A 19,779-nucleotide genomic window follows, 5' to 3' on the forward strand; every position below is an offset into this window, starting at 1 on the left:
GCCTCCTTTTCGGACGAGGAAGGGCAATTCTAACGGAAACGCAAAAACAATATCGTTTACAAAACACCCATTTACAGTTCAATGCCGCCAAATGTGATCTGCCCTCCCCCGGGATGACGCCATATTACCCATAGAGTGCGGTTGATTGACCTTAAAGCCGCCAGCGGCTTTAGCCACGCTAACAGCAAAATCAGTGATATCCGGCAAGGGGTCATGGTCAATGTCTCAAACCTTGTTTGAAAAACAGGCTAGCTGGAGATTGCAAACAAAAGTTACCAATGGTAACTTTACTCTTGTTACTATGAGTAACTTATTCAACCAAGCGCCGGTGGCTGTTGTTTCAAGGGCATCCGTTTCGAGGACAGGCAAAGCAGCCGACCGGCACAGCTTGGTATTTTTTGCCGTTGCGCTCAAGCCGTAAACGGCCAATAACAGCAACAGGAGTTTTAGTGTGGAAAGGTTAACCAAGTGCACTCTGGACAATGCCGATGAACTGGCCAAACCCATATTGCAGGAGATCAAGAGTCGCTACGGCATGATCCCCAACTTCTATTCGGCTCTGGGCATAAATGGCGCGGTCATGAAGGGCTATCTGGAGTTTGAGGCCAATCTGGAAGAACACAGTCTGCTGAGCCAGGCCCAGCGGGAGATGATCTCCCTGGCGGTTGCCAACTATAATGGCTGCGAATACTGTGTCAGCGGCCATAGCTTTTCCGGGAAACGTGCCGGGCTCAGCCCCGATGCCTGCATCAAGGCGCAGCAAGGCAAGGCCGATAACCGCGAAGATCAGCTGCTGCTGGATGTCGCCCTGGCGTTGCTGCAACACAGAGGCAAGTTACCGGACTCCTTGCTAACAGCCTGTCTGGATGCCGGGATCAGTGAGGCCAAGGTGATGCAGGTCTGCGCCTGGAGTGGCCTGAATAACTTCAGTAACTGGGTTAACAACACAGTGCAGCCGAAAATCGACTTCCCAAGGGTTCCACTGCAACCCTATACTGAGTGACAAAAGAGAAGCGACAATGCGATGCATTGCCGCTTTTTCAATTTTATTAAACCAGCTATCTGTGGGGGATGCGTGAAGAAGAGAATGCTCAAAGATCAGCGCCGCGAACAACTGCTCGAAGTTGCCTGTGAGATTGTCCGCGAAGCCGGTACCGATGCGCTGACCTTGAACACCCTGGCTCAAAGAGCCGGAGTGACCAAGCCTTTGACCTATCGTCACTTCGCCACCCGGCAAGGATTGCTGGCACAGATGTACCGCCATTACGACAATCTATTTGTCGAGGCGGTGAAACAGGCCGCAGCGGAGCAAAAAGCCTCGCTGGCAGAGCTATGCACCCTGGTCTGCCGCGCCTATCTGGACTGCGCCGTACGCTGCGGCCCAGAGTATGAGGCGATAGTTGCGGCGCTGCGCGGCTATCCCGAGTATCAGAACATCACCACAGATATTCGCGACTTCTTCACCGACTTCTACAGCGAACTCTTTGCCGATTACCTCAAGCTGCCTGCGCCGCAAAGCAAGCTGCTGTGCTGGGCCATACATGGCGCCATCAATGAAGTCGCCAATGCCGTGGCCTGCGGCCATGCCCAGCCGCAAGAAGCAACAACCAGGCTAAGCCAACTGCTGCAGCGCATGCTCGGCGCCGACGGATGCTGATTCAGGCTAACCTGCACTCAAGCGTTATCTCAGCCCCCAGGGTGCGCCGGCTCAACCAACGCCTGAGCCGCTGCTGCACCAATGGCAATTCACCGTCCAGCCCAAGCTCCAGATAAACCACCACAGTCAACACGTTTTGCTTTTCATCCAAACGCCACAGGTGCATGGACTCGACTCTGGCGACTTCGGGTCTGGCGGCCAATTGTTCCTGCAGCAGTTCCGGAGCCAAGCCGGCCGGCGCCTGCTGCATTAGAATGCGCCCGGATTCCGCCAGTAACAGTGCACCGTGGTAGATCACATAAGCTGAGATCAACACAGTAACCAGGAGATCGACCCAATACCATTGGTAGAGGATGATAAGCCCACCGGCCACCAGCACGGCCACAGACGCCATGGCATCCGACACATTGTGAATAAAGGCGGCGCGGATGTTCATATTGTCCTTGGCACCGGCGCTGTGAGTCAGCATGGCGGTGCCAATATCGATAATCAAAGCCAGTCCCGCCAACCAGAACACCAGCATGCCATCCACAGGTTGCGGGCTCCAGAAGCGCTGCAAGGCCTCATAGATAAGGTACACCCCCACCAACAGCAAGGTTGCCGCATTGATAAAGGTGCCCAGTACTTCGGCGCGTTTATAACCGTAGCTCATACCGGGGTGACTGGCTTTCTGGCCTATTTTGCGGGCGATCAAGGCAATCAATATCGCGATGGCGTCACTGAAATTATGCAGCGCGTCGGCAATCAGCGACAAACTGCCGGCCAGAATACCGCCAAACAGCTGCGCCAGAGTGAGTAACATATTGATGATCACGGCCAGTCCCAAGCGGCGACTGCCGAGATCCGGGCCATGTTTGTGGGGGTGGCCGCTGCTCTCCAACTCCAGCGGCTGCCAATCTTGAGAAGATTTCTGCATAGCATGTTTCCTTATAAAAGGGGGGGCATCCCTGCCCAGGCCCAACCGCAAAGCGGCAGGCCTTATGACGCAGGCCAGGTAGGCAGTCCGGCCATGCTCCAAAGCGGCTCTCATCTTCCACTTTGGGGCGTCACACTCCAATCAGTACAATGCTTCTCTATCGGAGCAATTCAGCTGTTATTCCAAGGCTTCCAGCTCCTTGTCGCTCTTGAGATACAGGGCTCGATACAGGGTTGGTAATACCAGCAGGGTCAATGCGGTTGAGCTCAGCAGGCCGCCTATCACCACCACGGCCAGCGGCTTTTGGATCTCACTGCCGGCACCGGTTGACATCAAGATGGGGATAAGCCCCAGCGCCGAAGTCAGCGCCGTCATCAACACAGGGCGCAGACGGCCGACCGTACCTTCATACACTGCCTGCTCCAATGACTCACCGCTGTTGCGCCGCTGGTTGATTGAGTCCACCAGCACCACCCCATTGAGCACCGCCACCCCAAACAGAGTGATAAAGCCGATGGAGCTGGGCACAGACAGATAGGTACCGCTGAGCCAGAGCGCCAACACGCCACCAATCAACGCCAGTGGCACATTGGCCATGATTAGCGCCACCTGCTTGATGGAGCCGAAGGAGAAGTAAAGCAGCAAGGCAATAAGCGCCACAGAAATGGGCACCACCAGGATCAGTCTTTGCTGAGCCCGCTGCTGATTCTCATATTGGCCGCCCACCATCACGGTATAGCCGGGCGGCAGTTGGGCCTTGGGCACCAGGTTGTAGATATCCTGCACCACGGAACCCATGTCCCGGCCGGAGACGTTGGCCTGCACCACCACACGCCGCTGCACATCGTCACGGCGGATATTGGGCGGCGCCATCTCTATGCTGACATCGGCCACTTCACCCAAACGCACCTGAGCCCCATTGGCGGCCACCAGACGCAGATCGGCTATCGCATCCGGGCTCTGGCGGAAACGGCTGGCCAGACGCAGGTTGATATCGTAACGGGCGTTGCCGTCGATAACCTGGCCAGCACTGCTGCCGCCTATGCCTGTGCTCACCAGCGACATCACCTCATCGACGCTGATGCCGTAACGTCCCAGCATCGCGTTTTTCGGCCGTACCACCAATTGCGCCTCGCCGGTGATCTGCTCAAGAGACACATCCACGGCGCCGGGCACCTGGGCCACCAGTTTCGACAGTTGTTCGCCTTTTTCCGCCAGCACATCGAGATCCGGACCAAACAGCTTGATGGCCAACTGCGCCTTGACCCCGGAAAGGAGTTCATCGACCCGGGTAGCGATTGGCTGGGAAAAGGTCAGCAACAACCCGGGGAAGACACTGAGCTTCTGCTCCATCAGGCGTTGCAGTTCGGCGCGACTATTTGCAGAAGTCCACTGTTCCAGCGGTTTGAGACCGATATAGATTTCAATATTACTCACAGGCTCAGGATCGCCGCCCAGCTCAGGTGCCCCTATGCGTGACAGGGCATACTCCACCTCGGGAAACTCCAGCAGCAGGGCCTCAAGTTTGGGCGCCACATCCAGTGAAGTATCCAAACTCGCAGTGGGTGCCAGGGTGACCCGCAAGTTGATGGTGCCCTCTTCCAGTTCAGGCACAAATTCCGTGCCCAACCTCGGCAACAGCGACAGGCTCATGCCCAGCATGACTACCGCCACCAGCCCCACCTTGCCAGGCGCGGTCAATACCTTTTGCAATAGCGGGCGGTACACCCGCTCAAGCGGTGCCAACACAGGGCTTTGACGGAAAGTCACCCCCTTGCGGAACAGATAAACGGCCATTGCAGGCACCACCAGCAGTGCCACCAACAGCGCCGAGATCATCGCGAGGATGATGCTCACCGCCATCGGCTGAAACAGTTTGCCTTCGACCCCTTGCAGGGCAAACAGCGGCGCAAACACCACTATAATGATCGCCGTGGCAAAGAACACCGGGCTGCACACCTCTTTGGCGGCCTGCCATACCCGCATGGCAATCGAGCCTCTGTGTTGGTCTTCGTCGGCATGGTAGGGATCGTCTTCGCAGTCGCTGCGCTGCCGAGCCTGGTCCTGATGGCGCCTATCCGGCTCACTCAGATGTTTGAAGATGTTCTCCACCATCACCACAGAGCCATCCACCAGCATACCTATGGCAATCGCCAAACCACCGAGCGACATCAGGTTGGCCGACATTCCCAAATAACTCATCACCAGCAATGCCAGCAAAATGGAGACAGGAATCGACAGCAATACCAGCAAGGTAGCCCGTACGTTGACCAGAAACAGTGCCAGGATCACCACGATAAACATAAAGGCCAGCAACAGGGCATCACGCACTGTGGTCACCGCCTTGGTCACCAGATCGGCCTGATCGTAGTACACTTCGAAGGTGACCCCCTCGGGCAGCGCTTGGCTTATCAGCTGCTCGCGGGCAGCAATTTCATCAATGGTGGCCTTGGTGTTGGCGCCCATCCTCTTGAGCACCACCCCGGCAACCACTTCGCCCAAGGCCTTGGCTTCGCCATTGTCGTCCCGACGGGTCATGGTGACAGCGCCGACCCGGATTTCACTGCCAAAATCCACTTCGGCCAAATCGGAGACAGTGACCGGTGTGCCCTGGTATTCGCTCACCGGAATGCGGCCTATGGCATCCAGCCCGGCCTGGCCCGCAGGCAACAGACCATAGCCGCGCACCACGAGTTGCTCCTGACCATTGGGCATAAACCAACCCCCGGCATTGCGGTTATTGGCATTCAGCGCCTGCTCCAGCTGTGACATAGACAAACCGTAAGCCAGCAGTCGATTGGGATCGACCCTGACCTGATACTGACGCACTTCGCCACCGAAAGAGAGCACATCGGTCACGCCGCCAACCGGCATCAGCAGCAGCTTCACCAGATAGTCATTGAGACTGCGCAGCTCATCGGCGCCGATATTACTGTCCGGCTCGGCCCGCAGTATGTACTGATAAATCTGCCCAAGGCCCGAGGTGTTGGGACCGATTTCCGGCACCCCGACTCCGTCCGGGATCATCTCTTTGGCGGCGGCCAGCTGTTCAAACACCTGCTGGCGGGCAAAATAGATGTCCGTGCCTTCCTCGAACACCACTGTCACTATGGACAGGCCGGTGCGGGAGAGTGAACGAACTTCTGTCACCGCGGGCAGTGAGTACATGCTGGACTCCACCGGATAAGAGATGAGTTTTTCCACCTCTTCGGCCGCCAGCCCCTCGGCTTCGGTATTGACAGTGACCTGCACATTGGTCACATCGGGAAAGGCATCAAGATTAAGCTTTGGCAGGGAAAACACACCCACTACCAGGACGACAATCAAGGCCAGCAACACCAGAAAGCGGTTGCGGATCGCCCAATCTATTAACGATTGCAGCATAGTGCTGTCCTCAATGGTTGTGGATGTCGAAGCCGGCCTTGGCCAGCTCGGATGCCAGGAAGAAAGCCCCGGCGGTAACGACCCGGGTTCCGGGCTCTATGCCGGATACCAGGTTCATGCCGCGCTCGCTGGCCAGCAGTTGCACCTCTTTGGCCTCGAAACCGTCATCATCTTCGATGAACACCTGCCAGTCGCCGTCGCTACTGCGACTGAGCGCCGCATCCGGCAGCATCACACCTTCACCGCGGGGATCGGGCAAAAACAGTTCCGCAAACTGACCTGCGTGCCAACGCACCTGGGTGTTATCCAGTCGCGCCAGCACCCGCTCGGTGCGGGTCACGCTGGACAACTCATGGGAGCGGCCTATCACACTGGCACTGACACTGCGATCGCCAATCCGCACCAGGGTTTCGCTGCCTTCACTCAGGCTTTCGGCCTGCGATGGGGTCAGCTCGGCGGCCACCCACAGTGAGCGCTCATCGGTCAGCTGCAGCAGTTGGCTGCCGGCACCAAGCAACTGCCCTAGGCGCGCCTCATCCTGCTGCACCCGACCATCTATGGGCGCCAGCAGTTGATACTGGCCTATTCCCTGCGGCCGGCTTTCCAGCGCCTTGATCTGTTGATCTGTCATTTGCAGCGACTTGAGAATGGCGCGTTTTAAACTGGCATCGACCTGAGTCTGCAGCCTGCGACTGGCACTGACGGCACTCTCGCTCATGCGGCTGACCCGGCTCCACTCGGCGGCGGCATTGATATAGTCAGCCTGGGCCTGGGCCACGGCGGCGCCACCCAAGGTCAGCAGAGGATCGCCCGCTTTTACCTCCTGTCCCGGCACCACATGCCGCTCCAGCACTCGCACTTCCAGCTGCGGCGCCAGCACCACAGTGCGCTCGCGATCCACCAGCAAGGTGGCATTGGCGAAAGCATTGAGGCTAAAGCCACCGGCGCTGACCACCTGGGTCTGGACGCCAGCCAGTTGGCGCTGCTCACTTGAGAGCTGCAGCGCCTGATGTTCATCTTCATGTCCTTCTTCGGCGGCGATAGTCAAGGGGCTGGACAGCCCCAACATCAGCGCCAGTAAAGCGGCCTGCAGCCGTGGGTATTGTAGAGTCTTGTTCATTGTCCGGTACCTTAGTGTGTATGGGGCTATCATTGGGCGTTCTCCTGGGATACGGCTATTTCCGGCAGCGCGCCGGGCAGTTGCCCCGAAGCTCCCATCCACTCGAGCCAGCTTTGGTAGAGGGCGGCTTCCAGTTCGAGACCGGCCTGAAAGCTGCTGGCCAATTGTCGCCGGCTGGTCAAATAATCGCTGGTACTGAGATCGCCGCTGCGCCAGCGTTGCCCTAAGAGCTCGGCCGCCTTGCGACCGGCCACCAAGGCCTGCTGTTGCCAGTCGAGCCAGCTCTGCTTCAATCTGGGTAAGCTGTAGTTGAACTGTTGTTGTTGCTGTTTGAGCGCCATCTCAATGCTTTGGTATTGCGCCTTGGCGGCGGTGACCGCCTCCATTGCCGCCTTAATCGACTCGCTGTAGTCGTTGCGCAGATGCAGCGGCACAGAGACGCCAATCCCCAGCTTGTTGTCGGAGCCTTCCCTCTCGGCGTTAAGGCTGAAATTGGGGTCGGCCGCCGCCTGGGCCTTGGCTTGATTGACTTGCAGCCGCGCCAACTCCAGTTGTAATCCGGCGCTGGTCAGCGCCGGCACGGGCGCCTCAGTCGCGGGCAATTCGAGACGGCCGGCGAAACTGCCAAAGGGAAGCTCTGCCCGGCCAAAACGCGCCAAAATGCGGGTATCGGCATCCAGCAGCGCCTTCTGGGCCAAGGCCAGATCACTGATGGCACTGGCTTGTTCCAATTCCATCAGATTCAATTCCGCTTGGGACAAATCACCGACTTCGGCCCTTTGCCTGGCTATCTGCAACTGCTGCTCACCATAGTTTTGCTGCGCCCGCACGAACATCAGTTTCTTCTGTGCCAGGCTCTGATCGACCAGGGCCTGCAACACCTCGGCATACAAGCGGGAGCGCTCGAGAGTGATATCACTCTCCAAGCGCATCAACTCCGTAAGCGCCAATGCGCTGGCGGCTGCTCGCTTGTCGCCCCAGTCAATGGTTTGGCTAATGGACAGGCTGTAGGTGTCATCCTCTGTGGCATTGAGATAACTCAAGCCCAACTCGGGGTTGTAGATGGCGCGATCGGCGCCCTTGGCCAGATATTGAGCCTCACGGATCCTGGCTTCCTGAGCCTGAAACTCGGGTAAGGTGAGGATCTGTTGTTTAAGCTCGCCAAACCAGGCCAGTGAGGGTTCGGTCCCCGACTTGACCTCGGCCACAAGAGAGGTGTTATCCGGTTTTTCTCCGGCAAGGGCGGGCTGATAGGTTAGCGCTCCCACGCCCAATAGACTCATAGAGACTATAAATTTCAACATAAACTTTCCTTGGAAAGACATATTTGGCAGCAAGCCAATGGTGAACATTGGCCAAAGCATAAACCTTGGAGTTAAATCTAAAGTCAAGGGTTGGCTTTGATAATTTCTGAGTTGATGCTGACCACAGTGCTGCGCAACGCCCGCCAGGACGCATGACCAGAGTTGGTTGCAAGAGAGAACCGTTTCAGGCTCTGACGACAGCCAGCACAAGACAAACGCAATGGGACACAGGCAAGCTATGCCCGGGCTTCACACGCACTGATGATCAGAAAGATCAGACTATTGGGGGGCGGTAATCCGGAGTGGAGAAATAGGGTTGAAAAGCGGGCTCCAGGCTCTGGGGCCTGGGGTGCATCAAGGGAGCCGGGCTGTGTGCCAGGGTAACCGGCAGTGACAGATGACCACCATGACACTGACAGTCGAGGCAGAGATCGAACTGTTGGGATTCAGTATGGGTCAGTTGATGACTGTGGCTGACAAAGGGAATATCGGCTTCCAAGGCTTCATCTGTGCCACAGGTACAATCCACACACTCGCTGATGACTGTGACTTCGGTGACAAATTTGAGATGAGGATGGTTGCTTTCTTCCTCGGCCGGATTGCCCAGATGCAACTGATGCGCGCCGAGATTAGCGGCGCAAAATTGCAGCACCACCAAGGCGATAAGCATATGAGTCAGTTTGCGGACAAATACAGTCAAGAATAATTCCGGTTAAGGGTAGAAAATGGCCCGTGCCCAAATAGACCTACAGGCCAAGATAAAGTTCAGTTATTTAAACACACAATGTTTGGCGTAATCGGCCGCTTCATTGGCGCTCCAATCACCTTTGGGCTTTTCATCCATCTGCTTACACCAGGCTTCACTGCCCACTTCAGGGGCACAAGCACTCAATCCAGCGGCAAAAGCCAGCGCCAGAGATGCAGCAAAAATTTTGGATAATGACATCGAAATTTCCTTATCTGAGTTACTTAATCGCCACAGAATAGCAGAATAACCGGCTTTACCCTATAGGCGGGTTCGGCAACTAGCAGGCCGAACGCTTGGCTATCCAACGAATAGCTTCATCCTTATGCTCCAGCGGATACCAGGCCAGTTCAGCGCTGACAAAGGGCCCCAGCAGGCGCACCGCATTGCCTACCCAGTCTGGGCCGCCGACAAATACCAAGGCATCGAAGGGGGGCAGTTGCACCTCACCGGCTCCCGAAAGTGATGCCATTTCCCAGCCTTCCAACAACACATCTGCCTCTATGTAGAGGCAGACCTGGCCCCACTCCTGGCGGTAGCTCTTGATGGCGGGACGCAGATATGTGCGGTAATCCTCGGCTGTGATACGGCCGCTGGCAAACAAGCTGATCACGCCTTTGGCAATATCCGGAATTTGACACAACATAAGCAAAACTCCATTGAACCTTCGACCCCTGCTCACGGCACGGCATCTGATGACTATGGGTTATCCCCTTATAGTAAGTTTAACCTTACAAGACTTTCCGCCTCGTCGAGTAAGTAAACTCTCCCATGGGATGGTAATATAGCGACTGCCTCAGAAAACAGCTATTTTGCCATGATAAAGATCTCAAACCGTGTCCAAGTTTCAGAAAATGAAATCGAATGGCAATTTATCCGCTCCAGTGGTGCCGGGGGCCAGCACCTGAATAAGGTCTCCACTGCGGCCCAACTCATCTTCGACATCAAGGCCTCATCACTGCCGGATTTCTACAAGGAAAAGCTGCTGGCCAAGGCGGATCATCGTATCAGCCAAAGCGGCAAGATCATTATCAAATGCCAGCAAAGCCGCAGCCAGGACGCCAACCGCCAGACTGCCCTGCAGCAGTTTATCGAGCTGGTCGCCTCAGTCGGCGAAGTGGCCAAGAGACGAATTCCCACCAAGGCCACCCGCGCCAGCCAAAGGCGCCGGGTTGACAGCAAGAAGCAACGCGGTGAAGTAAAATCGTTGCGGCAGAACAAGATCCGCTTCTGATAAGACCAGTCTCGCTGCGGGAATGGACAATAATTGCTGACAACAGGAAGGAATGTGCAGCGATTGTGCGGCTATTGGTCGACAAATTCGACAGCTTTTGCTGAAATCAGGGAGGCACAGATCCAGGTGCGAACTCTCCCTCAAGGCAAGGAAAACAATATGAGCAGTCAGGCAAAAATACTCTTGGTGAATGGCCCCAATCTTAACCTGCTTGGTCGCAGAGAGCCGGAACATTACGGTCATCGGACGCTGGAGCAGCTGGTGCAGGGACTGCAGGACAAGGCTCTTGCCGCCGGAGTGGAACTGGAACATATCCAGTCCAATGCCGAATATCAGCTCATAGAAGCTATCCACAACACAGATGCCGGATTTGTGATCATCAACCCGGCCGCCTTTACCCACACCAGCGTAGCACTCAGAGATGCCCTGCTGGGGGTCGCCATTCCTTTCATCGAAGTGCACCTTTCCAATGTGCATGCCAGAGAGCCGTTCCGCCATCACTCCTTTTTTTCCGACAAGGCCAAGGGAGTGATAGTAGGACTGGGGCCAAAGGGTTATGAGTTTGCCCTGGAAGCCGCCATAGAGGCACTCAAACAAGGCTGAGCAGAGGAAGGTCCGGTCACCCTTAAGTGCTGAGAATGACGATGGACATCCGCAAAATCAAAAAACTGATCGAATTGGTGCAGGAATCCGGCATCAATGAGCTGGAAATTACTGAAGGCCAGGAAGCCGTGCGTATCCGCCGTTTTGGTCCGCAACAACCCCAGGCCAGTTTCAGTATTGGTAATGACAGCGTGCAAGTACTGGCGCCTGTGGCCGGTACCTTTTTGCGCAGCGCCGGCGACCATGGTGTCCCCTTGGTGGAGCTGGGCACAGAAGTTGAGCCGGGCACAGTACTGGGCTATGTGCAGGCGATGAAAGCCCTCAATCCGGTCAAGGCAGAACAGAGCGGCACGGTTAAAGCCATACTGGCAGAAAACGGTGAAGCGGTAGGACTACAGCAAACCTTGTTTGTATTGGACTAATTTCCCCCAATTTAACTTCACCCCATATTGCGGCTGAGTTGGCGCCGCTGCGTATACAAGGACTCCAACTGGCGACTGATACTCAGCAATTGCTGTCGCAGCAATTGCTGAGACTCGCTCAAAGCCTCGACGGACATCTCGGCCGCCAGTTTGGGGGCCAAATGCAGTATCTGCTGCTCGGCCTGAGTGATTGATTCTTGCTGTACTTCCTTGATAAACAAGAGCCTGAAGCAATCAAAAAATACTGCCAATAACGTCCCCTCATCTATCCTTGCCTGTCTGAAGACAGGGTCATCGGGACGGTAGCTGATGGCGGCAACCAGATTGCACAGGGTTGTCAGCGAAGTCGCACCACCGGATAAACCGCAAGCAGACTGATAGCTTGCCAGAGTGGCAGCCAAGCGCTCGGCAAATTCGGCCTTCTGCCACTGGGCTGCTATTGCATGGATCACGCTCATATCCATCTCCTATAGGGATAAGTCACATAAAAACAGATAATTAAAGCGGTCACTCAAAGTGAGCATTTTCCCAATCGAAACTTTATATATCTCTTAACTGTAAATCAGTCGCATTTACGTCAGTGAAATAAAGTATTTCCGCTGTCGGTATCAGCAAGCTATTGAAACTCTGATTTAATCAATAAAATTTACTCATCATTTCACTGCACACAGAAATAGTTTAGAAATCCGCATCCAGAAACAACATAGTCTTTGGTTAGTGTACAGGATACCTAAAAAGCATCAGGTAAATCTTATTGAGAACCAATTAATAAAACAGAGTAAATGTATAAATTTAGGTAACCTGCACTGGGTTATTATCTATTTTTCAATATCTTTTCCATTTAAGGTAAGTATCAACCAAGGCTGTTCACCCAAAAACTAATTAAGCCCTTCCAACTAAACTCACCCATGAACAAATAGCACACAAAACCATATAAATCAGAGTCATAGACAAACATCCGTGACATTTCACAGGCACAAAACCAGGCCTGCCAAACTCTGCCCCAAGGACTCCAGCCTAGAAAGGCGTTCAGCTCAATAACAAGTTTGTTGGAATCCAGCTCAGTTTGATAATTGTTTGAGTGACAAATGTGACGATCATCACCAGAAAGAGTGCAGTGTTTTATATGCATATAAAGGTATGGGTATTCCTTTTGGATTAATGTATCCATGACGAATTAGAGAAGTATTTCAAGCAAGATTTAGGCTGGCCTTATTTCTATGCTGATGCATATAAATAAACGGGAGTACATATGATATCCACATTAAAAATATCAGCATTCATAGTGCCGATAATATTATTGTTCCCGGCTGTGAATGCTGCCCCCTGGGCTGATTTAAGCCAAACAGAACTGGAGCAACAACTGGAGCAAAAGTTCAGTGAAGGAAAGTATTCCCCCAAGGGTGCCGACTCCTGCTTGATGTGTCATAAGCGGGATCAGAAAGTCATGGCCCTGTTTCAGGGGGTTCATGGCGCTCTGGACAACAGCCGCTCCCCCATGGCCGGATTACAGTGTGAAGCCTGTCATGGTCCCATGGGCAAACATAACCGTGGCGGTAAAGAGCCGATGATAAGCTTCGGCGCGGGTTCAAAACTGTCGAGTGATAGCCAAAACAGTGTTTGCCTTGGCTGCCACAATGACCCCAAACAGATGGCTTGGCACAACAGCTTGCATAACCTGGAGCAGGTGGCCTGCGCCGATTGTCATCAGGTGCATGCCGCTGAAGACCCCATGCTCAACCCTCTGCGGATCAACGAGGCCTGTACCAGTTGTCACACCCGTGCCAAGGCCGATATGAACAAGCGCTCAGCCCACCCTCTCAAGTGGGATCGTATGACCTGTATCGATTGCCACAACCCTCATGGTTCCCTGACTGAAAGCGCACTGAAACAAACCAGCCTCAATACCACTTGTTATGAATGCCATGCCGACAAGCGTGGGCCAGTACTGTGGGAGCATGCCCCAGTGGTGGAAAACTGTGCCAACTGCCACAAGGCTCACGGCAGTGTTAACGAATCCTTGCTCAAAGCCCGGGTACCACAGTTATGTCAGCAATGTCACGCCGACGATGGTCATGCAGCAAGGGCGGTGGCCCAGGGTGGCAACAGCGCCTTTGGGGCCGGCAAGAGCTGTTTGAACTGCCACAGCCAAATCCATGGTTCCAATCACCCGGCCGGCAGTTTGCTGTCCCGTTAAGCAGGAGTGTTGAAGATGAGATTTCCTTTGAATCTGTTGACCATGGCTCTGCTGGGGCTCTCAGGCTCAGCGATGGCTGCCGACTTCAGTGTCAACCGCGCCAATACCGACAAGGTCAATACCTCAGGTTTCCAATGTCGCCAGTGTCAGTTGGCTCCCGGCTTAAGCGGTGAAGTGACTGCCAATGCCGGGTACAACGACAGTGATGATATCCATAGTGGAAATGCCTTGGGAGATGGCCGAGACGGCATGATAGCCAGTGTCGATGCCGAACTCGGTTACCGCAGCCAAGGAGGCTATCGCAGCCAGCTTAGGGCCCATGATTTGGGGTTGGATAACGGCTTCGTCAGTCTCAGAACCGGTCGCCCAGGTCAGTATCAACTGGCGTTGGATTACCGCAATCTGACGCGCTTTGAAAACAGTGATGCAGCGACTCGGCTGTGGCACGACAAGGGGCTGCTGCAACCCAGCCCCAATCTACGTTATCTGGATCTTGAGCTGGAGCGGCAACAGGCCGGCATAGGGCTGAGCTATGACTTCGGCGCCTTGGCATCACTCGGCGACTTGAGCAGCTATGTGCGTTATGACAGAGAGGAAAAGCAAGGCCACCGCAGTGCCAGCCTGATAACACCAAGGCCGGTCAACTTTGCCTTGCCTGTAGATGAGAGCAATGACAAGTTGCGGGCAGGTTTACAGCTCAGTGGCCACAACTGGTTTACTGAACTGGCCTATCAAGGAAGCCAATACAACAATGATATCAATAACCTGAGTCTGCCTTATGCCGCAGACCTCTACAGCGCTACGCCGGACAACCAGGCGCACCAACTGACCTTGAACGGTCAGTACCGCCTGGCCAGCACGATTTTCAGTGGTCGGATAGTCGCCGGGAGAATGCTGCAGGATGAAGGACTGATCCAGATGACGGGAAATCCTCTGCAGAGCTGGGATGGTCAGGTCAATACCACAGACGCCAACCTGGCCGTCAGTACCGCGGTGAATAGCCGTCTACGCCTGGGTGGACAACTGGATTACCGCAAACGTGACAACAACTCCAGTGTGGCTGAATTTGTCCAGCTTGAACTCAATCCCGTCAGTGGCGCCATACGACAAAACCCATTGCTGGATATTGAGCGCCAGAGTGCCCGGCTCAATGCCAGTTATCGCCTGGCGCCCGGCTATCGCCTGCAAGGTGGATATGAATTCAAGCAGGTAGAGCGCAGCTATGGCGAGCGGGAAGAAACCCGTGACCATAACCTGTGGGCCAAGCTGGGAATGCAGTTGGTTTCACCGCTGCGGCTGGATCTCAAGGCCAGTTATGGCGACCGCGGCGGCAGTCGTTATCAAGCCGGCGAGCTGACATCCAGTGAAACCAATAGCCTGTTGCGTAAGTACCACCTGGCGGATCGGCGGCGGACGGCCATGGAAATGGGGCTGCAGTATACGCCGCTGAACTGGATGACCCTGGATTTCAACAGTCACTATGCCCTGGATGACTACCGGGACACTGTGATTGGATTGACCGAATCTCGTGACTATGGATACGACCTGAATCTGTCTTTGCAATTGAGTGAACGCTTGAGCGCCTACGGTACGGCCGGTCAACAGTGGATCAGTTCCCAACAAAACGGGGATCAGTTAACGCCATGGCACAGTGACATCAAGGATAACTTTATCTCCCTCGGGGCCGGCCTAGCCTACAGCGGTTTGCTGGATGAACGCTTGACCTTGGGGGCTGATTATCAATTTGCCAACTCTGAGGGTAACACCCTGACAGAAGGCGGGGCCTATGACGACTACTACAGCTTTAACCACAGCGCAGAGCTGTACGGCCGCTACCACCTGAACGACGCCATGGCACTGAAACTTACCTATAGATATGAACGCTATTTCGACACAGATGGTAACGAGGTCGGGATAGACGCAGTGACGGGTTTAACGACTTTGGGGGTGCTCAACCATAACTACAACGCCCATCAGCTGATGTTGTCCTTCAGCTACCTGCTGCCTTGAGCAAGGCTTACATTGTGAGGATAAAAAATGGAACGTAGAAACTTTTTGAAGATGAGTGCTGCTCTTGGCGCTGCAGCCACGGTATCCGGCTGTGATTCCAGCTCTAAGGACGCTAACGTGGTGCCTCCCAAGCCTCCGGTAACTGACGAACAGCTGAATTGGTCGGCATGCCTGGTGAACTGTGGCTCCAACTGTCCGGTCAAGGTATTCAGCCGTGATGGGGTCATCACCCGCGTTGAATCAGATCATGAAACCACTGATGAATACGGCGTCAACCATCAGATCCGTTGCTGTCCACGTGGCCGTTCACTGCGTCAACGCACCTATGCAACAGATAGATTGCGCCAACCCATGAAACGGGTCGGTGAGCGCGGCGAAGGTAAGTTTGTTCCTATCACCTGGGAAGAAGCCTATGCCGAGATAGGCTCAAAACTGCAACAGATAGCCCAAGACCAAAGCAAGGGGCCCGAGTCTATCTACATGCACTATGGCACCGGCGCTTACTATGGTTTTGCTGCCAATACCAAAACCTGGGGACGGCTGCTGAACCTGAATGGTGGCTTCCTGGACCACCATTGGGACTATTCCTGGGCCGGCGTTTATGCCGCCTGTATTGCAACCTATGGCGATCTGTGGGATAGCATTGGCGGCACTTCGCTGGATCAAATTGCCAACTCGGATCTGTTTGTGGGTTTTGGTTTCAACCCCAATGAAATCCGTATGAGCGGCAGCGGCGAAGGCTATGATTTTATTAAGTCTCTGGCGGCCAATACCAAGGGCATCAAAGTTTGGATGGTAGAGCCTCGCTACACAGACTCAATGCGCGGAAACGAGGATCACTGGCTTCCCATCAGACCCGGCACAGATGCCGCACTGATTGAAGCCATTATTCATGAAATGATCACCTCAGGGTTTGTCACTCGCGAAGTGAAAAGCTTCCTGGATAAATATGTGGTGGGATTCGACCAACAGTCCCTGGAAAATGCCAAGGCCGCAGTCGCCCTCAACAGCGACGCCTTCATTGCCTCCCATGCCCAGTACATAGACCCGGCAGAGAACTACCACGATTACATCATGGGCGTAGGTAAATTTGCCGCCGATGGTGCCCACAACACCCAGTGGGCCGCCGAAATATGTGGTGTGCCGGAACATAAAATCAAAGCCTTGGCCACAGATATCATGAACGCCAGCGCACCCTATATCAGCGCCGGTGCAGGTATCAGCCGCCATGCCAACGGTGATCAGGCTACCCGCGCCGTGTACACCCTGGCAATCATGACGGGCAAACTGGGCCGAGAAGGGGTTAACAACGGAGCCATGCCCACCAGCTACAGTTTTGCCGTGCCGGCAATGCCTACCGGCACCAACCCGGTTGAGGTCACTATTCCGGTATTTACCTGGTCCGATGCCATAGTTCGCGGCCAGGAGTTTACCGGCAGCAAAGATGGTGTGCGTATCGCCGGCAGCAGCAACGAGCTGGTGGATCACAATGCCACCACGCTGAAAACCGACATCAAGGCCATTATCAACTGCGCCGGTAATGCCCTGGTTAACCAACACTCCGACAGCAACGGTACCGCGGCTATTTTGAAGGATGAAAATCTGTGTGAGTTAATCGTGGTCTGCGATTGCTGGATAACACCATCAGCCAAGTTTGCCGACTATCTGTTGCCGGACAGCACCTGGCTTGAATCCAACGACTTTGCCAACGACAGCTATGCTTCGGGTCAGATGGCCTACGCCACCTTTATGAGCAGCGCCTTGAAACCTTTGGGCCAGGCTCAATCCATGTATGAAATCTGCAGCGGCATCGCCCGCGCCATGGGTAAAGAAGCCGCCTATACCGAGGGTCGTACAGGCGAACAGTGGTGTGAGCACCTTTATACCCAGACCAAAGCAATGCATCCGGACATCAATTGGCCCGATACTTATGCAGAAGCGCAAAAGGCCGGGGTATTCCGTAAATACATGCCATCTTCGACCATTGCCATGCAGGCCTTTGTGGCCGACCCGGTTGCCAATGCCAGACCAACCATCTCAGGCAAGATCGAGCTGTACTCCATCTCTCTGGCCCGCAAGGCAGCCACCTGGACACTGCGCCCGGGAGATCAAATCACGGCATTACCCAAATATGTTGTGACCTGGGACGGATATCAGGATCAGGAAACGATTGATAAAGGCTTTAATCTGCAATTGTGTGGCTACCATACCAAGGGTCGCACCCACTCCAGTTACCACAATGTGCCCTGGCTGCGCGAAGCGGTGGAAGACGCACTGTGGATGAACCCAACTGACGCTGCTGAACATGGTATTGCCGACGGTGACATAGTCTGGGCCTATAACGAACGAGGCACCATTGAAGTACCGGTGAAAGTGACCCCCAGGGTCATACCCGGTGTTTGTTCCCTGGGACAGGGTGCTTGGTACAAGCCGGATCCGGCAATGAGTACCGGGCCTTCCGGACATACTGTCGATCTAGGCGGTTGCATCAACACTTTGACCAAGTATCACCCGTCACCCATTACCAAGGGTAACCCTCAACACACCAACCGTGTTGCTGTTATCAAGAAAAGATAATAGAGGATCAAAAAATGACTCAGCAAACTCAATATGGATTCTACTTTGACAGCAGCAAGTGCACAGGTTGCAAGACTTGTCATATTGCTTGTAAAGACCGCATGGTTGGCCTGTTACGCTCAAAAGACAACGTCAGGGAACTGGGGGTGGCCGCCTTGCCCGGAGTGATTTGGCGACGGGTGTATGAATACGGCGGTGGCAGTTGGAATCAAAACGGTGACGGAAGCTATGAACAGGACGTATTTGCCCACTACGCCTCCATAGGCTGCAACCATTGCAGCGAGCCTGTCTGTGTTAAGGCCTGCCCCACAGGTGCCATGCATAAACAGCAAGACAAGGGTTTGGTATTGGTCGAGGAATCTTTGTGTATAGGCTGTCAATCCTGCGCTCGAGCTTGCCCTTATGATGCCCCGCAATTGGATACTCAGCGCAAGATCATGACCAAATGCGATGGTTGCCAGGATAGGTTGCAGGAGGGGAAGAAGCCTATTTGTGTTGATGCCTGCCCACTCAGGGCCTTGGATTTCGACACCATGGATAATCTACGGGCCAAATACGGCGATGGCGATGGCCATTTTGCCCCGCTGCCATCACAATCCATCACCTCACCCAACCTGATAGTCAAAGCGCCACGAAATGCCCGCAGCAATGGGCAGATACTGAATATCAGGGAAGTGTAACCCTCAAGAGAGCAGCCTTGGCTGCTCTCCCTCTTTGGAGTTTTATGGCTATCTCAACCGATACACTTCTCTGTTTGCAGAGTATCGCCAACGTATTGCATAAGGTGTTGTTGGATCTGCCCACGGCAGAGCTGGTTGAACACTTTACGCTGAGCGATATCGCCACGCAGTGGCCCAGGCTGACTCACAGCCAACGCGAATCTTTGGCTTTGAACAAGTTGAGCGACTATCTCAAGCACTGGGATGGAAGCCGTGAGCAACTGATTGCACTGCAATTGGATTATGGCCAGTTATTCAACGGCCCCGGGACTCCGGTTGCGCCGCCCTGGGGCTCGGTTTATCAGTCTGCTTCAGGTTTGTTGAATGGCTCTTCCACCCTAGATTTACTGACTTTTTATCAACAGCATGGGTTGCAGATCCATTTCGATCGCAACGAGCCGGTCGACCATCTGGGACTGATCTGCGTTGTCATCGCCTACCTGCTGGACAAAATGGCGACAGATAATCGAGAACAGTATTCACCAATATTGCAAAGGCTATTGACTGACCATGTCCAACCTTGGGTGCAGCGCTGCCTGTCACTAGCGGAAGAACATGCTCAAACAGGCTATTATCTAGGTTTATCACTATTGGCCAGCGAGTATTTTCGTTATCTGCAAGCCGTGAGTAATGAGCTCGATGACAGCGACGCCTGAAATCAATATGTTAAATATGGATATAAGTAGATATATAGAAAACATAATGGCATAAGTTAACCTGGTTTTACGGATCGACACCACATTTGTCCAACTGAAGCCATGTTACAATTCTTACAAAGGTTATATTTTGGGTGCGAATAATGTTGACTGCAATCCCACTTGGAGCAGATGAAAAAAAGAAATCGACGCTGTTCTTTCCCGGCGGAGTCAATGATCGCATTGCCGAATTTTT

At 54.2% G+C, this 19,779-nt stretch carries 19 protein-coding genes; 11 read left to right on the forward strand and 8 right to left on the reverse strand.

The features are described 5' to 3' along the window. The first annotated feature begins 220 nt into the window (after nucleotides 1–220). The 3 genes from ACF8D4_RS09310 to ACF8D4_RS09320 all read left to right on the forward strand — a co-directional run bounded on the left by ACF8D4_RS09310 (nucleotide 221) and on the right by ACF8D4_RS09320 (nucleotide 1,657). Nucleotides 221–421 (forward strand): hypothetical protein, encoded by a 201-nt coding sequence (locus tag ACF8D4_RS09310; protein WP_392464987.1) that lies wholly within the window; start codon nucleotides 221–223, stop codon nucleotides 419–421. A 30-nt stretch (nucleotides 422–451) separates the two neighbouring features. Beyond that, entirely contained in the window at nucleotides 452–1,003 is a 552-nt protein-coding gene (locus ACF8D4_RS09315; RefSeq protein ID WP_208163219.1) for a carboxymuconolactone decarboxylase family protein, read from the forward strand. Nucleotides 1,004–1,075: 72 nt separating this feature from the next. Then, nucleotides 1,076–1,657, forward strand: coding sequence for a TetR/AcrR family transcriptional regulator (locus tag ACF8D4_RS09320; RefSeq protein ID WP_157771109.1), 582 nt, complete (start codon nucleotides 1,076–1,078; stop codon nucleotides 1,655–1,657). A 1-nt stretch (nucleotide 1,658) separates the two neighbouring features. Here ACF8D4_RS09320 and ACF8D4_RS09325 read toward each other — a convergent pair whose 3' ends face one another. The 7 genes from ACF8D4_RS09325 to ACF8D4_RS09355 all read right to left on the reverse strand — a co-directional run bounded on the left by ACF8D4_RS09325 (nucleotide 1,659) and on the right by ACF8D4_RS09355 (nucleotide 9,772). Further along, entirely contained in the window at nucleotides 1,659–2,573 is a 915-nt protein-coding gene (locus ACF8D4_RS09325; RefSeq protein ID WP_392464989.1) for a cation diffusion facilitator family transporter, read from the reverse strand. Nucleotides 2,574–2,750: 177 nt separating this feature from the next. Beyond that, on the reverse strand, nucleotides 2,751–5,957 hold the full coding sequence (locus ACF8D4_RS09330) for a CusA/CzcA family heavy metal efflux RND transporter (protein WP_342203288.1): 3,207 nt from the start codon (nucleotides 5,955–5,957) through the stop codon (nucleotides 2,751–2,753). A 10-nt stretch (nucleotides 5,958–5,967) separates the two neighbouring features. Beyond that, nucleotides 5,968–7,026 (reverse strand): efflux RND transporter periplasmic adaptor subunit, encoded by a 1,059-nt coding sequence (locus tag ACF8D4_RS09335; protein WP_232786107.1) that lies wholly within the window; start codon nucleotides 7,024–7,026, stop codon nucleotides 5,968–5,970. Nucleotides 7,027–7,106: 80 nt separating this feature from the next. Beyond that, nucleotides 7,107–8,381: a TolC family protein gene (locus tag ACF8D4_RS09340; RefSeq protein WP_392464991.1), complete on the reverse strand. Its 1,275-nt coding sequence runs from the start codon at nucleotides 8,379–8,381 to the stop codon at nucleotides 7,107–7,109. A gap of 274 nt (nucleotides 8,382–8,655) precedes the next feature. Beyond that, nucleotides 8,656–9,051 carry a hypothetical protein gene (locus ACF8D4_RS09345; protein WP_082813121.1) on the reverse strand — a complete coding sequence of 132 codons (396 nt, stop codon included), beginning with the start codon at nucleotides 9,049–9,051 and terminating at the stop codon, nucleotides 8,656–8,658. Nucleotides 9,052–9,150: 99 nt separating this feature from the next. After that, nucleotides 9,151–9,327 (reverse strand): DUF3012 domain-containing protein, encoded by a 177-nt coding sequence (locus ACF8D4_RS09350; RefSeq protein ID WP_039034819.1) that lies wholly within the window; start codon nucleotides 9,325–9,327, stop codon nucleotides 9,151–9,153. Between the two features lie 79 nt (nucleotides 9,328–9,406). Beyond that, nucleotides 9,407–9,772: an STAS/SEC14 domain-containing protein gene (locus ACF8D4_RS09355; protein ID WP_025009267.1), complete on the reverse strand. Its 366-nt coding sequence runs from the start codon at nucleotides 9,770–9,772 to the stop codon at nucleotides 9,407–9,409. 171 nt (nucleotides 9,773–9,943) lie between these two features. On the opposite strand from ACF8D4_RS09355, the gene arfB reads away from it, so the two are divergent. The 3 genes from arfB (at nucleotide 9,944) to ACF8D4_RS09370 (ending at nucleotide 11,385) form a co-directional block, all read left to right on the forward strand. Beyond that, entirely contained in the window at nucleotides 9,944–10,360 is a 417-nt protein-coding gene (gene arfB / locus ACF8D4_RS09360) for an alternative ribosome rescue aminoacyl-tRNA hydrolase ArfB (protein ID WP_025009266.1), read from the forward strand. 159 nt (nucleotides 10,361–10,519) lie between these two features. Beyond that, nucleotides 10,520–10,963: a type II 3-dehydroquinate dehydratase gene (aroQ, locus tag ACF8D4_RS09365; RefSeq protein ID WP_025009265.1), complete on the forward strand. Its 444-nt coding sequence runs from the start codon at nucleotides 10,520–10,522 to the stop codon at nucleotides 10,961–10,963. A gap of 41 nt (nucleotides 10,964–11,004) precedes the next feature. Beyond that, entirely contained in the window at nucleotides 11,005–11,385 is a 381-nt protein-coding gene (locus ACF8D4_RS09370; protein ID WP_025886813.1) for a biotin/lipoyl-containing protein, read from the forward strand. A gap of 17 nt (nucleotides 11,386–11,402) precedes the next feature. On the opposite strand, the gene ACF8D4_RS09375 is transcribed toward ACF8D4_RS09370, so the two are convergent. Further along, nucleotides 11,403–11,843 carry a hypothetical protein gene (locus ACF8D4_RS09375; RefSeq protein WP_392464993.1) on the reverse strand — a complete coding sequence of 147 codons (441 nt, stop codon included), beginning with the start codon at nucleotides 11,841–11,843 and terminating at the stop codon, nucleotides 11,403–11,405. Nucleotides 11,844–12,637: 794 nt separating this feature from the next. Here ACF8D4_RS09375 and ACF8D4_RS09380 point away from each other — a divergent pair. Genes ACF8D4_RS09380 through ACF8D4_RS09400 form a run of 5 tightly spaced genes read left to right on the forward strand, consistent with a single transcriptional unit; the run spans nucleotide 12,638 to nucleotide 19,544 of the window. Then, a complete protein-coding gene (locus tag ACF8D4_RS09380; RefSeq protein WP_144220375.1) occupies nucleotides 12,638–13,582 on the forward strand; it encodes a DmsE family decaheme c-type cytochrome in 945 nt (314 codons plus the stop codon). Between the two features lie 15 nt (nucleotides 13,583–13,597). Next, complete coding sequence (locus ACF8D4_RS09385; protein WP_208158104.1) at nucleotides 13,598–15,592, forward strand: MtrB/PioB family decaheme-associated outer membrane protein; 1,995 nt, start codon at nucleotides 13,598–13,600, stop codon at nucleotides 15,590–15,592. A gap of 27 nt (nucleotides 15,593–15,619) precedes the next feature. Further along, nucleotides 15,620–18,169, forward strand: a complete 2,550-nt coding sequence (locus ACF8D4_RS09390) for a DMSO/selenate family reductase complex A subunit (protein WP_392468613.1) — start codon at nucleotides 15,620–15,622, stop codon at nucleotides 18,167–18,169. Nucleotides 18,170–18,183: 14 nt separating this feature from the next. Next, on the forward strand, nucleotides 18,184–18,849 hold the full coding sequence (locus ACF8D4_RS09395) for a DMSO/selenate family reductase complex B subunit (protein WP_025009262.1): 666 nt from the start codon (nucleotides 18,184–18,186) through the stop codon (nucleotides 18,847–18,849). A 44-nt stretch (nucleotides 18,850–18,893) separates the two neighbouring features. Continuing rightward, on the forward strand, nucleotides 18,894–19,544 hold the full coding sequence (locus ACF8D4_RS09400) for a molecular chaperone (protein WP_129979437.1): 651 nt from the start codon (nucleotides 18,894–18,896) through the stop codon (nucleotides 19,542–19,544). Nucleotides 19,545–19,779: the final 235 nt, after the last annotated feature.

It is taken from the genome of Shewanella sp. YQ_9 (assembly GCF_043103185.1).
Taxonomy (GTDB): Bacteria; Pseudomonadota; Gammaproteobacteria; order Enterobacterales; family Shewanellaceae; genus Shewanella; species Shewanella algae.

Excerpts from the sequence above, each read along its gene's own strand:
- ACF8D4_RS09355 (WP_025009267.1), bottom strand. The coding sequence starts at position 9,772 with ATGTTGTGTCAAATTCCGGATATTGCCAAAGGCGTGATCAGCTTGTTT.
- arfB (WP_025009266.1), top strand. The coding sequence starts at position 9,944 with ATGATAAAGATCTCAAACCGTGTCCAAGTTTCAGAAAATGAAATCGAA.
- ACF8D4_RS09395 (WP_025009262.1), top strand. The coding sequence starts at position 18,184 with ATGACTCAGCAAACTCAATATGGATTCTACTTTGACAGCAGCAAGTGC.
- ACF8D4_RS09380 (WP_144220375.1), top strand. The coding sequence starts at position 12,638 with ATGATATCCACATTAAAAATATCAGCATTCATAGTGCCGATAATATTA.
- ACF8D4_RS09390 (WP_392468613.1), top strand. The coding sequence starts at position 15,620 with ATGGAACGTAGAAACTTTTTGAAGATGAGTGCTGCTCTTGGCGCTGCA.
- ACF8D4_RS09350 (WP_039034819.1), bottom strand. The coding sequence starts at position 9,327 with ATGTCATTATCCAAAATTTTTGCTGCATCTCTGGCGCTGGCTTTTGCC.
- ACF8D4_RS09310 (WP_392464987.1), top strand. The coding sequence starts at position 221 with ATGTCTCAAACCTTGTTTGAAAAACAGGCTAGCTGGAGATTGCAAACA.
- ACF8D4_RS09325 (WP_392464989.1), bottom strand. The coding sequence starts at position 2,573 with ATGCAGAAATCTTCTCAAGATTGGCAGCCGCTGGAGTTGGAGAGCAGC.
- aroQ (WP_025009265.1), top strand. The coding sequence starts at position 10,520 with ATGAGCAGTCAGGCAAAAATACTCTTGGTGAATGGCCCCAATCTTAAC.
- ACF8D4_RS09335 (WP_232786107.1), bottom strand. The coding sequence starts at position 7,026 with ATGTTGGGGCTGTCCAGCCCCTTGACTATCGCCGCCGAAGAAGGACAT.
- ACF8D4_RS09345 (WP_082813121.1), bottom strand. The coding sequence starts at position 9,051 with ATGCTTATCGCCTTGGTGGTGCTGCAATTTTGCGCCGCTAATCTCGGC.
- ACF8D4_RS09375 (WP_392464993.1), bottom strand. The coding sequence starts at position 11,843 with ATGAGCGTGATCCATGCAATAGCAGCCCAGTGGCAGAAGGCCGAATTT.
- ACF8D4_RS09370 (WP_025886813.1), top strand. The coding sequence starts at position 11,005 with ATGGACATCCGCAAAATCAAAAAACTGATCGAATTGGTGCAGGAATCC.
- ACF8D4_RS09400 (WP_129979437.1), top strand. The coding sequence starts at position 18,894 with ATGGCTATCTCAACCGATACACTTCTCTGTTTGCAGAGTATCGCCAAC.
- ACF8D4_RS09330 (WP_342203288.1), bottom strand. The coding sequence starts at position 5,957 with ATGCTGCAATCGTTAATAGATTGGGCGATCCGCAACCGCTTTCTGGTG.
- ACF8D4_RS09385 (WP_208158104.1), top strand. The coding sequence starts at position 13,598 with ATGAGATTTCCTTTGAATCTGTTGACCATGGCTCTGCTGGGGCTCTCA.
- ACF8D4_RS09340 (WP_392464991.1), bottom strand. The coding sequence starts at position 8,381 with ATGTTGAAATTTATAGTCTCTATGAGTCTATTGGGCGTGGGAGCGCTA.